15 protein-coding genes are annotated in these 14,092 nt (G+C 63.5%); 4 read left to right on the forward strand and 11 right to left on the reverse strand.

What is annotated here, in order from left to right; translation table 11 throughout:
* Positions 1-42 precede the first annotated feature (42 nt).
* The 5 genes from H351_RS11875 to H351_RS11895 all read right to left on the reverse strand — a co-directional run bounded on the left by H351_RS11875 (position 43) and on the right by H351_RS11895 (position 4,864).
* Positions 43-447 carry a carboxymuconolactone decarboxylase family protein gene (locus tag H351_RS11875; protein ID WP_019744588.1) on the reverse strand — a complete coding sequence of 135 codons (405 nt, stop codon included), beginning with the start codon at positions 445-447 and terminating at the stop codon, positions 43-45.
* 30 nt (positions 448-477) lie between these two features.
* A complete protein-coding gene (locus tag H351_RS11880; protein WP_019744587.1) occupies positions 478-903 on the reverse strand; it encodes a limonene-1,2-epoxide hydrolase family protein in 426 nt (141 codons plus the stop codon).
* Positions 904-920: 17 nt separating this feature from the next.
* Positions 921-2,534 (reverse strand): serine hydrolase, encoded by a 1,614-nt coding sequence (locus H351_RS11885; RefSeq protein WP_051636487.1) that lies wholly within the window; start codon positions 2,532-2,534, stop codon positions 921-923.
* A 97-nt stretch (positions 2,535-2,631) separates the two neighbouring features.
* Complete coding sequence (locus tag H351_RS11890; RefSeq protein ID WP_029255850.1) at positions 2,632-4,203, reverse strand: MFS transporter; 1,572 nt, start codon at positions 4,201-4,203, stop codon at positions 2,632-2,634.
* Between the two features lie 97 nt (positions 4,204-4,300).
* The gene (locus tag H351_RS11895; protein ID WP_029255849.1) at positions 4,301-4,864 is read right to left on the reverse strand and encodes a TetR/AcrR family transcriptional regulator; all 564 of its coding nucleotides are present in this window, start codon (positions 4,862-4,864) and stop codon (positions 4,301-4,303) included.
* A 340-nt stretch (positions 4,865-5,204) separates the two neighbouring features.
* Here H351_RS11895 and H351_RS11900 point away from each other — a divergent pair, with 340 nt between their 5' ends.
* Positions 5,205-5,660, forward strand: a complete 456-nt coding sequence (locus tag H351_RS11900) for a nitroreductase family deazaflavin-dependent oxidoreductase (RefSeq protein ID WP_020908518.1) — start codon at positions 5,205-5,207, stop codon at positions 5,658-5,660.
* Positions 5,661-5,719: 59 nt separating this feature from the next.
* Complete coding sequence (locus H351_RS11905) at positions 5,720-6,439, forward strand: NADPH-dependent F420 reductase (protein WP_020908517.1); 720 nt, start codon at positions 5,720-5,722, stop codon at positions 6,437-6,439.
* A 49-nt stretch (positions 6,440-6,488) separates the two neighbouring features.
* Here the strand turns inward: H351_RS11905 and H351_RS11910 are convergent, their stop codons facing one another.
* Positions 6,489-7,892, reverse strand: a complete 1,404-nt coding sequence (locus tag H351_RS11910; RefSeq protein ID WP_019744582.1) for a class II fumarate hydratase — start codon at positions 7,890-7,892, stop codon at positions 6,489-6,491.
* Between the two features lie 101 nt (positions 7,893-7,993).
* The gene (gene glpX, locus H351_RS11915; protein ID WP_019744581.1) at positions 7,994-9,028 is read right to left on the reverse strand and encodes a class II fructose-bisphosphatase; all 1,035 of its coding nucleotides are present in this window, start codon (positions 9,026-9,028) and stop codon (positions 7,994-7,996) included.
* A gap of 180 nt (positions 9,029-9,208) precedes the next feature.
* On the opposite strand from glpX, the gene H351_RS11920 reads away from it, so the two are divergent.
* A complete protein-coding gene (locus H351_RS11920; RefSeq protein ID WP_029255848.1) occupies positions 9,209-9,778 on the forward strand; it encodes a DUF4245 domain-containing protein in 570 nt (189 codons plus the stop codon).
* 21 nt (positions 9,779-9,799) lie between these two features.
* Here H351_RS11920 and H351_RS11925 read toward each other — a convergent pair whose 3' ends face one another.
* From H351_RS11925 to H351_RS11935, 3 genes are read right to left on the reverse strand one after another with little or no spacing between them, the layout of a single operon-like run.
* On the reverse strand, positions 9,800-10,024 hold the full coding sequence (locus H351_RS11925; RefSeq protein WP_019744579.1) for an exodeoxyribonuclease VII small subunit: 225 nt from the start codon (positions 10,022-10,024) through the stop codon (positions 9,800-9,802).
* Positions 10,021-11,286 (reverse strand): exodeoxyribonuclease VII large subunit, encoded by a 1,266-nt coding sequence (gene xseA / locus H351_RS11930; RefSeq protein ID WP_003945258.1) that lies wholly within the window; start codon positions 11,284-11,286, stop codon positions 10,021-10,023. Before xseA ends, H351_RS11925 begins: the two co-directional genes overlap by 4 nt.
* Entirely contained in the window at positions 11,283-11,882 is a 600-nt protein-coding gene (locus H351_RS11935) for a lipid droplet-associated protein (RefSeq protein WP_029255847.1), read from the reverse strand. The genes xseA and H351_RS11935 overlap by 4 nt, the downstream gene beginning before the upstream one ends.
* A gap of 153 nt (positions 11,883-12,035) precedes the next feature.
* Here H351_RS11935 and H351_RS11940 point away from each other — a divergent pair, with 153 nt between their 5' ends.
* Positions 12,036-13,049, forward strand: a complete 1,014-nt coding sequence (locus tag H351_RS11940; protein WP_003945273.1) for a 4-hydroxy-3-methylbut-2-enyl diphosphate reductase — start codon at positions 12,036-12,038, stop codon at positions 13,047-13,049.
* A gap of 67 nt (positions 13,050-13,116) precedes the next feature.
* Here H351_RS11940 and H351_RS11945 read toward each other — a convergent pair whose 3' ends face one another.
* Positions 13,117-14,073 (reverse strand): DUF6542 domain-containing protein, encoded by a 957-nt coding sequence (locus H351_RS11945; RefSeq protein ID WP_029255846.1) that lies wholly within the window; start codon positions 14,071-14,073, stop codon positions 13,117-13,119.
* Between the last annotated feature and the right edge of the window lie 19 nt (positions 14,074-14,092).

Here is a 14,092-nt window from a genome sequence, read left to right on the forward strand (position 1 = left end):
GGACTTCGGTCTGCACGGGGAGATTCTTGGGTTTTCAGTAGTTCAGTTTTGCAGCGGTCCGAGTTCGTTGTCGAGAACTTCCTGCACCACACGCATTGCCGCCAGCCCCGCCGGTGCGCCGCAGTACGCGCTCGCGTGGATCACGGTTTCGACGATCTCGGTGCGCGTCAAGCCGTTTCGTAGTGCTCCGCGTACGTGGCCTTTGAGTTCGTTCTCCGCGCGCAGCGCGATCAGCATCCCCAGATTGATCAGACTGCGGCTGCGGCGATCGAGTCCGGGACGCGTCCATACCGAACCCCAGACGTTGGCCGTCACGAAGTTCTGCAGTTCTTCGCTGTCGGTGCCGCGGGTGCGCTCGAAGGCGGCGTCGACAAAATCGGCCCCCATGACTTCGGTGCGCACAGCCAAGCCGGCGTCGAAGGAGTCAGGCGTGGTGTTCTCGGGCATGGCAGGTTCGCTCGCTTTCGGCAGGTGATTTCAGGCCGGAGCAAGCCTACTTCGTGTCCCGCTCCCGACGACTGCACGGCCGACCGCGGTCACCACACCCCACGCGACGTCTCGCAGACTGAAGTAGTCACGCCAGACGGAGACCTTGCCGTCGCGCAGTTCGAAAGTTCCGCACACCCAGAATTCGATGCGCAGCGGCCCGACGGTCAGGATGTCGGTGCGTTCGGTGAGCACCGTGGACTCGTCGCCGACGATGTGGTGCATCTCCGCCTCGAATTTCAGTGAAGGCTTGGTGACCAGACGAAGCGCTCGCACGACGGTCTTCTTGCCTCGCAGAGTGGGGAGCGAGACGTTCTGCCAGACGATGTCGTCTGTCATCAATTCGGCTGCTGCGTCCACGTCGAAATCGGTGAGGGCCGCGAACATTGCGTTCACCGTGGCTGTCGAACTACTCATGGGGTGTCCTTGGCTGATTATTCGGCCGGTGTTGCCCGGATGAAGGTACCGAGATGATCGTGATCGAAGTACTCCAAGGTTAGCGAGTTTCCGTCGAAGGTGGCCTTCGAGACCGTCCCGGCCGGTGCGTTCTCGCCGCTGAGCGGGAACGTGAAGGTGTTTCCGTCCCAGTGGGTCAGCGGATACGTCACCGCCGCGGGACCCATCGTCAAGGTCAGCGCACCGTTCTGCTGTGTCACGAGTGCGGGACCCCAGTACGGGTTGCCGTAGTCGCCGGTCAATTGGTTTGTCGGTGGGGCAGGCGCGGGGGAGGTCGGCGGTGTCTTCCCGGCAAGTTCGCCCTCGGGATCGGCTTGTGAGGCAAACGCCGCTTCGTACAGCGGGCGCCACTCGCGGGTGATCTTCCCGAACTGCACCAGATCGGCGAACTCGGCGGTCAAGGTCTCCGCGACGCCGGTGGGCGTGCCGTTGGTCAGAACGACGATGCCGACGTCAGCGGAGGGAATCGTCACGAAATTTGTCCCGGCTCCGACCAGGAAGGCGCCGGAGTGGCTGGCGGTGACACGGCCAGCGGCGCTGTCGGAAACGTTGAACCCGTAGCCGTAGAAGCCGGAGCGTTCCCCGATTTCCTGCGCGTGGCGCGAGACGATCTCCGGGTTCACTGCGGGCACGAGCGCATCCGTCTGAACGACCTGCTGCCCCTGATACTGACCGCCGGACAGCACCATGTCCAACCACTTGGCCATGTCGTTCGCCGAGGAGCTGACTCCACCGGCGGGGGATTGGGCGTCGGCGTCCCGAACCGGCCCTACCTTGTACTTTCCGTCTTCGAGGATATGGCCCACTGTTCGATTTTCTCGGGCCTGGTAATCGGCGAACCGCGAAGACGTCGATGTCATACCGAGCGGGCCGTAGATCGTGTTCTGCGACAGCGTTTCCCAATCGGTGCCCGCCGCAGCTGCAACGGCCTCAGCGCCGGCTGTGACGCCGAAGTTCGTGTACTCGTATGTGATTCGGAATGGATTGAGCGGTAGTTGGCGAAGCTTCTCGATCACCTGGGCCCGGTTGTAGCCCAGGTCCTCCAGTCCGTCGCCGGCGTGGTCCGGTAATCCCGACCGATGCGTGTAGAGATCGGAGATCGTGAGGTGGTCGGTCACCCACGGATCGCCAAGCGCAAACCCCGGCAGTTTCGAGATCACCGGAGTGTCCCAGTCGACGGTCCCGATTCCGACTTCGTGGGCGACCACCGTGGCTCCTACCGACTTCGACACCGATGCCAGTTGGAACACGGTGTCGGCATCGACGGTGGCGCTCTTACCCAACTCGCGAACCCCGAATCCCTTTGCATACACAGTCTTACCGCCGTGCACCACGGCCACAGCCATGCCGGGAACACCCGAACTTGCCATGAGATCGTTCGCGAGGCCGTCGAGCTTTCCGACCGCGTCGTCGATTTGCCCGTCCGGGATCGGCACCCCGGCGTCGAGACCGGGGCTGGCGTCGCTGACGACCGGCCTGGGCGCTGAGGTGGTGTCTGAATCGGACGAGCATCCGGCGAGCAGGGCGACCGTCAGTACTACCGGAATCGCCGCAGCCGACAGTCGCGAGCTGTTTCTACTGGTGATGGACACGAGATTCTCCCTAGCAGGGCTGTCGTCGGTACCACTCGGTCAATCCAGTATCGGGGAACGGCGGGCTGAGATACGGACAAATCGGGAAACCTTGTAGCTACTTCGGGGTCTTGGTCGCCAGACTGCCGAGAATGGAGCCTTCTGTGACCGGCTTCCAGGGGAGCAACAACGCGACCAGCAGCGCGGTGATCAGTGCTGCGCCGACCGTGAAGTACGACGCGATGGCGAAACCTTCCAGGCACGCGGCCTTCATCGTGTAGATCAGACTGTCCTTCTGCTGCTCGAAGAGCGGACTGATGTCGCGCGAGCGGATCTCGATGACGCTGAGCACCGACTCACGAGCGAAGCCCTTCTCCTGTGCCGACATCACGGCGTCGGGAATGGCGTCGACGATCGGAGCCACCTTGGACGTGTAATACGAGGCGACGATCGAGCCGATGACGGCGACGCCCAGGGTCCCACCGAGTTCACGCGTCGTGTCGTTGACTGCCGAGCCTGCGCCGGCTTCGTCGAGGGGTACCGAGGACATGATGGAGTCCGTAGCCGGTCCCTGGACAATCGCGAGGCCCAGACCCATGAGAACCATCGAGATCACGACGGGTCCGAGGTAGGGCGTCTCGACGGTCGTCTGGCCGGCCAGGAACATGCCGCCGCTGAGGACGAGGAGGCCGAACACCATCACTGCGGTCGTGCCGAGTTTCTGTGCCGCCAAGGTGGCAACTGGGGCGCCCACCGCAACAGCGGCGGCGAAAGGCAAAGAGTGGATGCCGAATTCGAGTGGCGAGTATTCGCGAACGCCCTGAAAGTACTGCGTGATCAGGAACAAGAACCCGAACATGCTGAAGTAGCTGACCGCAATAGCCAAGGCGGGGAATGAAAACCGCCGGATTCGGAAGAGATTCATGTTCAGGATCGGCGCATCGGTGCGCAGTTCCCATGCGACGAATGCCGCCAACAACACTGTTGCAGAGAGGTATCCCGTGATGCTGAACGGCGACACCCATCCGCGATGTGGCGCGTCGATGATGGTCCACACCAGAATAACGATGCCGAGGAGCGACAAGATTGTTCCGACGAAATCGAATCGGCCGACGTGAAGCGCCTTCGATTCCGGAACAACCAGCAGCACACCGACGATGACCAGCAACGCAGCCGGAACGTTCATCCAGAACACCGAGTGCCAGGAGAAGTGCTCGAGAAGCCAACCGCCTGCCGTCGGGCCGATGGCAATCGCGAAGCCGGCCATTGCGGTCCAGGCCGCGATGGCGATGGCTCGTTCTCTGGCGTCGGTGAAGATGTTCGTGATCATGGCCAGGGTGGCCGGAAAGACCGCTGCGGCAAAGACACCCATGGCAGCGCGCGCCATGATCACCTGTTCGAGGTTGGAAGCCAAAGCGCCGACGAGCGACATCGCGCCGACGCCGATCAGACCGATGATCATCACTCGGCGGCGTCCGAAGCGGTCACCCAGGTGGCCGAAAGTGAGTAGGAACCCGGCGAAGGTCAACGTGTACGCGTCGACGATCCATTGCAGGTCACTGACGCTGGCGAACAGGTCGACGCTCATCGTCGGCAGTGCGACGTTGACCACTGTGTTGTCCAGCACGACAAGGAGTTCGGCGAGGCAGATGAAGATCAGCGCAGTGAATCGACGGGACTTGGTCATCATGGGCACCGAGGGCGCCGGTGCAAGTGTGTGAGACATGTTTGTACGCCATCTCTGCTCCTGCGCGGACGGCAGCAGCGGTTGGAAGTAGAGGGGTTGGTCAGCTCGGGGAGACCAGAGCCTTGAGGTGCGCGCCGATCCGATCGAGAGGCGCGGTGGTGTGCTGAGCTTTTGCCATCAGAGTCGCGCCTTCGATCGACGCGATCACGACGGTTGCCCACTGTGCTGCAGTCTCGGACGGCTGTCCCTGCTGCCAGAAGAACGATGTGAGAAGCGATTCCCACGAGGTGAAGGATTCGCCCGCAGCAGTTAATGCCGCCGGCGTCGACGCGCCCTCCACCGCCGCGGCTGCGACCGGACAGGAGGAGGTGAAATCGCTCTCTACCAAGCTGTTTCGAAATATTGTGACAACCGCGTCGATGATCTCCGGTGGGGAAGACTGAGCGATCATCGAACTGATGGCGGCGCTGACGCCTCGGCCGAAGTAGGCAACTGCTTCGCCGGCAAGCTGTCCTTTGCCTTCGGGAAAGTAGTGGTACACCGACCCGCGGGGAGCTCCCGAGCGTTCGACGATCTCGGTGAGCGAGGTCGTCGCGATCCCGTGTTCACGGAAGGCATTGATGGCGCCGACCAGCATCAGAGTGCGGGAATCGGAGTCGGCCATCCCGCCATCGTATGCAATCGCAGAGCTGTTCGATTCATCTGGTGCCGCTGATTCTCTTGGTACTCCCCACTTGCGACGCGCTGCGGCGATCGGACAACGCGTCTGCGGGCCGGTCATGGCAACGAGGTGTCTCGAGGTGTGTTCATCACTGCCTCCCAGTATGTCGATCGGTATAGGAACGAATCTGAGACTAGATGTAACCGACAGACACAGTCAAGTGTTGTGTGCAGGTAGTGGGTATTGATCGATATTCATGGTGGCAAAACTCCCGGATCAGTGGTTATATCGTGCGGTATAGAGCTGTTGCTTCGAGCGCCAGCTCCGGAGGAGAGGAAACGGCATGCCGGTACCGACGTCAGTTGCACGAAAACGAAGAATCGAAGTCGCAGTCGGGAAGTATTTCGCCAATCCGCTGGTCACCGGATTGAATCGGATCGGTTTGATGCCGTCGTTGATGACCGAGATCGAGACGGTTGGACGCCGAACCGGTCTGACCCGCCGAGTGCCCGTTGCGATCACCTACGACGGCGACGAGGCGTGGGTCATCGCGCAGCACGGCATCGACAGGGGCTGGGGCGCCAATATCTCTGCGACGCCGAAGGTTCGGATCCGTCGCCGCGGCGAGTGGGTGGACGGACAAGCCCAGATCATGCCGGACGACGACGTCCCGGCGCGGGTGAAGACATTCACGTCGGGGAAGTTCAGATCGGCGCTGACGGCCTCGGCCTTTCGCGGATTGCAGACCGATCCGGTCAGTGTTCGCATCAGGCTCGAACTCGATCCGTCAACCGATTGAATCAACGGGAGTTGAAGTAGTCGGTACGGAATGACCCGGTGCGTTCTCGTCGTTGACGAATGCAGCGGTGGCGCGATCGCCACTACACACGACGAAGGAGCAGGGTCATGCGCATCGGAATCATCGGAGCCGGTCAGATCGGTGGCACGCTCACACGTAGGCTCGCTGCGCTCGGTCACGACGTGCGCGTCTCGAACTCGCGGACACCGGACACCCTTGCAGAACTGGAAGCGGAGACGGGCGCGAAGGCAGTCCGCAGCACCGAGGCCGCCGAGGGCGCCGAGCTGGTCATCGTGAGCATCCCGCAGAAGAACGTGGTCGATCTACCGGCGGGGATCCTCAGCGGTGCGGTCGCCGGTGCCCCGGTCATCGAGACCAACAACTACTACCCGCAACAGCGTGACGGTCTGATCTCGGCCATCGAGGACGGACAGACCGAAAGCGGATGGGTGCAGGAGCGCCTGGGTGTACCGGTATTCAAGGCGTTCAACGGAATCTGGTGGAAGCATCTCCTCGAGAAGGGGCTCCCCGAAGGTGCAGAGGGGCGCATTGCGCTACCCATCGCCGGCGACGACGACGCGAACAAGCAGGTCGTGTTCGATCTGATCAATCAGTTGGGCTTCGATCCTGTCGATGCGGGAACGATCGACGATTCCTGGCGTCAGCAGCCGGGAACTCCGGTGTACGGCAAGGACTTCGATCGTGAAGCGACGTTGAAGGCATTGGCCGAGGCGAGCCCCGATCGCACCGACGAATGGCGCGCAACCACTACGGTGTAGGGAAAAGAGTGGCGGTTTCCGAAGTGGAAACCGCCACTCTGTTGTTTGTTCAGTCCTTGACCTTCGCCATCGCCAGAACGTCGAGACGCTTGTCGAGTTCTTCCTCGCTCAGCTTGTCCGGGACGAGTCCGCGCTCGATGACGACCTGGCGGATCGTCTTCTTCTCTTTGAGCGCCTGCTTCGCGACAGCCGCGGCTTCCTCGTAACCGATCGCCGAGTTGAGGGGCGTCACGATCGACGGTGACGATTCGGCGAGTGTCTTGAGGTGCTCCTCGTGCGCGACCAGTCCGCTGACACACTTGTCGGCGAACAGTCGAGAGACGTTGGCCAGCAAGGTGAACGACTCCAGCAGGTTGCGTGCCATGACCGGGATGTAGACGTTGAGTTCGAACGCTCCGGCAGCGCCGCCCCACGCGATGGCGGCGTCGTTTCCGATCACCTGAGCCGCAACCTGAGTGGTTGCCTCGGGCAGGACCGGGTTCACCTTGCCGGGCATGATCGAGCTACCCGGCTGCAGATCGGGGAGTGCGATCTCGCCGAGTCCGGTCAGCGGACCCGATCCCATCCACCGAATGTCGTTGGCAATCTTCGTCAGTGAGACTGCGATGGTCCGCAGCGCGCCCGATGCTTCGACCAGTCCGTCGCGCGCGGCTTGCGCTTCGAAGCTGTTCTTCGCCGGAGTCAGCGCGTCGACGCCTGTCGACTTGACCAGCTCGGCAACAACTTTGGGGCCGAATCCATCCGGAGCATTGAGACCGGTGCCGACTGCTGTTCCGCCGATCGGCAACTCGCCGAGGCGGGGGAGTGTTGCGTTGACGCGCTCGATGCCGGCCTCGATCTGACGTGCGTAGCCACCGAACTCCTGACCGAGCGTGACCGGCACAGCGTCCATCAGGTGGGTGCGTCCGGATTTGACGACGGTCTTCCACTCGGACGCCTTCGTGGCAAGCGCAGCATGCAGATGTTCCAGTGCCGGAACAAGATCGGTGACCGCTGCTTCGGTAGCTGCGACGTGCGTGGCGGTGGGGAAGGTGTCGTTGGAGGACTGCGACATGTTGACGTGATCATTGGGGTGTACGTCCACGCCCGCGGCCTTCGCGATGGACGCGATGACCTCGTTGGCGTTCATGTTCGAGCTGGTTCCCGAGCCGGTCTGGAAGACGTCGATGGGGAACTGATCGTCGTGCTTGCCTTCGGCGATCTCGTTCGCGGCGGCGATGATTGCGTCGGCCTTGTCCGCGTCGAGCAGTCCGAGGTCCTTGTTGACCTGCGCACACGCTGCTTTCAGCAAGCCCATTGCGCGGATCTGGGTGCGCTCGAGTGGGCGCCCGCTGATCGGGAAGTTCTCGACTGCACGCTGGGTCTGTGCCCGCCACAGCGCGTCGATGGGCACCCGAACTTCGCCCATGGTGTCGTGTTCGATTCGGAACTGTTGATCGTTGCTCTCCGTCATGGCTCCACATTGCCACTTTTGGAGGGCGGGTAGGGGACTACGTCCCCCGTGAGCGGTTAAGGAGTGCAGGGACTCCCTAACCGCTCACGGGGCGGAGCCCATCAGAACGTCGGGGGAACCGCGCCCTCTTCGCCGTCGAAGTCGACGGAGCTGTACTCACGCAGCTTCTCGAGACGGTGGTACGCGTCGATCATGCGAACGGTGCCGGACTTGCTACGCATCACGATGGACTGCGTGCTGGCGCCGCCGCCGTAGTAGCGGACACCGCGCAGCAGGTCACCATCGGTGACGCCCGTGGCGCAGAAGAAGACGTTCTCGCCGGAGACGAGATCTTCGGTGGTCAGGATCCGATCGAGATCATGACCGGCGTCGATGGCCTTCTGGCGCTCTTCGTCGTCGGTGGGTGCGAGCTTGCCCTGCAGCGATCCACCCATGCAGCGCATGGCTGCTGCGGCGATGATGCCCTCAGGCGTTCCGCCGATGCCGACGAGCATGTCGGTGCCGGACTCGGGACGCGCTGCGGCGATGGCGCCGGCAACGTCACCGTCGGAGATCAGACGGATACGAGCGCCGGTGTCGCGCACGTCCTGGATCAGCTGGTTGTGACGCGGGCGGTCCAGGATGCAGATCGTGATGTCGGAGACCGACGCCTTCTTGACCTTGGCGACGCGCTTGATGTTCTCGGCGATCGGTGCGCTGATGTCGATGACATCTGCAGCATCCGGTCCGACAGCGATCTTCTCCATGTAGAAAACGGCCGACGGATCGAACATCGCGCCGCGCTCGGCAACAGCCAGAACGGAGATCGCGTTGGGCATACCCTTGGACATCAAGGTGGTGCCGTCGACCGGGTCGACGGCGAAGTCACAGTCGGGACCGTCGCCGTTTCCGACCTCTTCGCCGTTGAACAACATCGGCGCTTCGTCCTTCTCGCCCTCACCGATGACGACGATGCCGCGCATCGAGACGGAGGAGACGAGCTGACGCATAGCGTCGACGGCTGCTCCGTCGCCGCCTTCCTTGTCGCCGCGGCCTACCCAGCGGCCGGCAGCCATAGCACCGGCTTCGGTGACTCGGACCAATTCGAGTGCGAGGTTACGGTCCGGGGTCTCACGATGAGTGCTGCTGGCCGTCATGTGCGGTGCCTCCTGGCGCGGTCGCGGTCGACGGGGTGTGTCGACGCAGTGGTTTCTTCAGGCGTCATTGTCCCAGATGGGAGCGGCTACGTGCGCTGTCGGGTCGCCGCTGCGACGTTTTGTCTCGCTCGAAGGGGACCGGGAATCGTATCTACTGCGCAGTACCTGGATACTGGGGGTGTGGCATCGAAGAAACCCCGCATTCTCGAAGACAACAAAGACATGGTCTGGTCTCTCGTACCGTTGGTGCTGTTCTGCATCATCATTGCGGGCATCGCCAGCCAGTGCACGTTCAGTCCTGGCGGCCCGACGCAGGGGCCTATCCCGAGCGTCGACGTGGACGCTGCTCTGAACTACGACGCGAAGGAACTCGGATTTCCCATCCGTAATCCCGGTGTTCCGGACGGGTGGACCCCGAACTCCGGCAGTCGCAAAATCATCTCCGGCGACGGTGGCGGAGATTCGAGCACTGTGGGATTCATCACGACCAGCGGTCGCTACATTCAGCTGACACAGAGCAACGCCGAGGAATTCCCGTTGGTGTCACACGTTGCCGGTGGACAGCGATTCGCGACCGGAGTCGAGACCGTCGGCGCCGATACGTGGAACGTCTTCGGCGGCGAAGGTGTCGAGTCGATCTGGGTCACGGACGTCGGGGATGTTCGCCTGTTGCTCACGGGCGCGGCGACGCCGGACGAGTTCCGGATTCTTGCCGAGAAGGTCGGCGCAGCGCAGCCGATCACGCCATAGGATTTCCGGTCGGAGCGGACGTTACTCGTCCGCTTCGGCCAGAGCCTTTTCGACGCGAGCCCTGGCGCCGGCCAAATGCTCTTCACAGCGCTTGGCCAACGCTTCGCCTCGCTCCCACAGTGAGAGTGACGCGTCGAGGTCCAGGCCGCCCTGTTCGAGAATCTTCACGACGCTCACCAATTCGTCGCGGGCTGCTTCGTAGCCGAGTTCGTTGATGTCGGTGTCGGTGTCGGTGGCGTTGCTCATTTTTCTCTTCCCATCACTGCGGCGCGAACGGCGCCGTCTGCAAGTCGAACTCGAATCTGGGTTCCGGGTGGCGCGTCCTCGACCGAGCGCAGAACCTCCGGATCGCCGTCGGCGACAACACGTTGCACGACTGCGTACCCGCGGGCCAGCGTCGCGGCGGGGCCCAGCGTGGTGAGCCGGGCGCGCAGATGCTCGATCGTTCGGGACTCGGAGTCGATCAACCGAGTCACATCGCGTCGCCCGGCGGCCTGGAGCCTTTCGACCTCTTCGGCGCGACGGTCCACCGCGAGCAGTGGTGATGCCATGACCGGTCGAGTGCGCAACTGTTCGATCAGGTGAGACTCACGCTTGACCCAGCTGCGCAGTGCCGCAGCGCTGCGGTCACGAAGATCGGCAACCAGAGCAGCTTCCGCAACCGCGTCGGGTACGACGCGCTTGGCCGCGTCGGTGGGTGTGGCTGCGCGCAGGTCGGCGACGTGGTCACTGAGCGGGCTGTCCGGCTCGTGGCCGATGGCACTGACGATCGGCGTCGTGCAGGCCACGATGGCGCGGCACAGCGCCTCGTCGGAGAACGGCAGGAGATCCTCGACGCTACCGCCGCCGCGAGCGAGGATGATGACGTCGACTACCGGGTTGGCGTCGAGTTCCTTCAGCGCTTCGATGATCTGGGGAACAGCAGTCGGGCCCTGCACCGCGGTGTTACGCACCGCGATAGCCACTGCGGGCCAACGACGGTGGGCGACCGAGACGACATCCTTTTCGGCCGCGCTGGCTCGGCCCGTGATCAGGCCGATCGTGCCGGGCAGAAACGGAAGAGGCCGTTTGAGTCTCGGATCGAACAAGCCCTCCGCGGCGAGCAAGGCGCGCAGTCTCTCGATGCGGGCCAGCAGCTCACCGATACCCACGGCGCGAATCTCGGTGACACGCAACGACACCGTTCCGCGTCCGGTGTAGAACGAGAGCTTGCCGAACATCACGACACGCGAGCCCTCGGTCAACGGCACCGGAGAGTTGTGCAACAACTGTGGTGAGCATGTGATCGACAGCGACATGTCTGCCGACGGATCACGCAGAACGAGAAAGGCCGTTCGGGTACCGGGGCGTGCATTGATCTGTGTGATCTGACCTTCGACCCAGATGCTGCCGAGTCGATCGATCCAGCCGGCGACCTTGGCGGAAACCGTGCGGACCGGCCACGGCTGTTCAGCGCTGCTGGCGCCGGACGATCGCTGCGATGAAGCGGGGGGCGTTGCGGAAGTCACTTTGCCTTGGCTGTGGTGATGCGGTTGGTGAGCATGGTCTGGAACGGTGCGCGGGCGAGCGTCGCATTCTCGTAGTCCAGGACGGCGGTCAGCTCGTCGATGCTGAGCGTCCGGATGCGCGCACGGAGCTGTGCGAGTGTGAGGTTGGGGTAGTCGAGTTCGGTGACGATCTCGGGCTCTTCGGCAGGTCCGTCCGTCGTAGCTGCCGCGGATTCGGACTCGGCGCCGGGTGTGGGCTCCTCGATGGGGGCAGTCGGCTCGAGCGAGTAGAGCGCGAAGCGTCCGGCGTTGGTCGGGGTGTCAGCGGTGGTCGCGCCGGTGGTCGACGCCGAGTCTGCGGGAGCGTCGGCGTCCTCGTCGAAGACCGCCCACTCGGGCTGTTCGTCCTCGGAAGACCAGTTGATCAGTGCAAATGCCTGATCGCCCTTGATCGCCAACGAGGTGATCGACTGCTGCACGCGCATGCTTGTCTGCAGCATCTGGCTCACGGCGGTCATCGGCAGGGCGACAGCGGTGGTGGGCAACTTCTTTGCCTCTTCCATCGCGGTGACGGCGAGTCCCGCGGCAACGCGCGCCACGAACGGTGGTCGGATCATTCCCACAGCTTGCCGCAAAGCTCCGACAATCGGTAGCCGACTTGCCTGTGACGGCCGTACTCGTTTACTTCGGAACCTTCGATCGGAGCCCGAAACCGAGGTGTTCACGTTTGCCGGAGTGTCTCACGTTCGAGGTGCCAGTAGGCTGGTCACATGTCTTCGGCTGTTCCTCTCAATCTCGGTATCGCGCACTCGGCTGATTCGCCGTCCACCCGCAAGGGCAGCGCCAAGCGCGTGCTCCTCGCCGAGCCTCGCGGCTACTGCGCCGGCGTCGACCGCGCGGTCGAGACCGTCGAGAAGGCGCTCGAGAAGCACGGCGCACCCATCTACGTGCGTAAGGAGATCGTCCACAATCGCCACGTCGTCGAGACGCTCGAAGATCAAGGCGTGATCTTCGTCGACGAAACCGACGAGGTTCCGGAAGGATCACTCCTCGTGTTCTCAGCGCACGGTGTGTCTCCGGCCGTCCACGACTCGGCCGCCGAGCGGAACCTGCGCACGATCGACGCTACGTGCCCCCTGGTCACGAAGGTGCACCAGGAAGCAAAGCGATTCGCTCGCGACGATTACGACATTCTCCTCATCGGCCACGAAGGCCACGAGGAGGTCGAGGGCACCGCAGGTGAGGCTCCCGATCACGTCACCATCGTCGACGGCCCGGATTCGGTCGACGCAGTCACGGTTCGGGACGAGTCGAAGGTCATCTGGCTTTCCCAGACCACACTGAGCGTCGACGAGACGATGCAGACCGTCGCGCGCCTGCGTGAGCGTTTCCCCAATCTGCAGGACCCGCCGTCCGACGACATCTGCTACGCCACGCAGAACCGTCAGGTCGCGGTCAAGGCGATGGCTCCCGAGTGCGATCTCGTGATCGTGGTGGGTTCGCGGAACTCGTCCAACTCGGTTCGCCTGGTCGAGGTCGCGCTTGGTGCAGGCGCTGCTGCGTCGTATCTGGTCGACTACGCCCGTGAGGTCGATCTCGCGTGGCTCGAGGGTGTCCAGACCGTCGGCATCACGTCGGGCGCATCAGTGCCCGAGGTGCTCGTGCGCGGCGTGATCGAACTTCTTGCCGAGCATGGATACAACGACGTTCAGCCCGTCACCACAGCCAACGAGACCTTGGTGTTCGCTCTTCCCCGTGAATTGCGAGCAGCGCGCACGTCCTAGAACAAGAAAATGCGGGGCACCTTCCATCTGGAAGGTGCCCCGCATTTTTTGCTACTGGGCTCGTCTGTCAGGGCTCTTCGCGATCGCGATACCGAACTCGCGGCGGCGGATACGCGGGAAGATCGACTCCGGGTGGGCGGCGGCGAGGGGGCAGCGGCGGCGATACGTCGTCACCCGAAGCGAAGAAGGGCTCCATCCGCTCCTCACGCCTGGGCGACGGACTGGGCTCGGGCGCCCGGCGGCGACCGTACGACGGGTAGTCGTCGTCTGCTGTCGGTCTGCTGTCCGGCTGAGGGCGACGCGTAGGCGGTTGGTGCGTGCGATCGACCCTGGGCGGCAGTGGGCTTCTCCGGGGCGGCAGCGGGCGATCGTCTTCGATCGGTTCGCGCCTGGGAGCGCTTCGGTAAGCGGGCTGTTCGTCCACCTCGGGGGCGCGGCGACGCGGGGGCCCGGGGACGGGCGCGTCCGAGACTCTGCGGCGACGCCCGGTCTCGGGCGCGGATTGTTCTCGCGTGGCAGCCGCAGAGGATTCTCGAGTGGCGGTCGCCGAGCGGCGGGAGCGGGTCGAGCGCGCAGGCCCGGTGGGACGCTGATTGAGCAGGAAGTACCGGAAACCGCCGACTATCAGCACGACGACGGTTGCGGCCAACATGATCGGAAAGCGGTTGACCAACGGGTACGCGATGTTGATCGCGATGTCGCGCAGTGCGGTGCTGTTGTCCTTGCCGATGAGCGTGTGCCCGATCGGCACCGCAGCGAAGAGCAGCAACGGAGGTTGGGCCATCGCGGTGAAAAGAGCCTTGTTCGAAGCGGCAACCACAGCGAAGAGACAGCCCAGGAAGTAGAACGTCGAGAACACCGCGGTGAGCTCGCCGCCGCCTCCGGTTGCATCGATCAGTACGCCGACGGCGGTGACACCGGCAGCAAGCAGGATCACTCCCCACCAGGGCAGGCCGGGGACGGTCACGATGAGCGATCGCTTGTCCAGCGGTACCCCGGAGCGAGCACGTTGGGTTGCAGACACATAACGACATTAGCGGTTC

Origin of the sequence: Rhodococcus erythropolis R138, from assembly GCF_000696675.2 — a bacterium.
Lineage (GTDB): Bacteria > Actinomycetota > Actinomycetes > Mycobacteriales > Mycobacteriaceae > Rhodococcus_F > Rhodococcus_F erythropolis.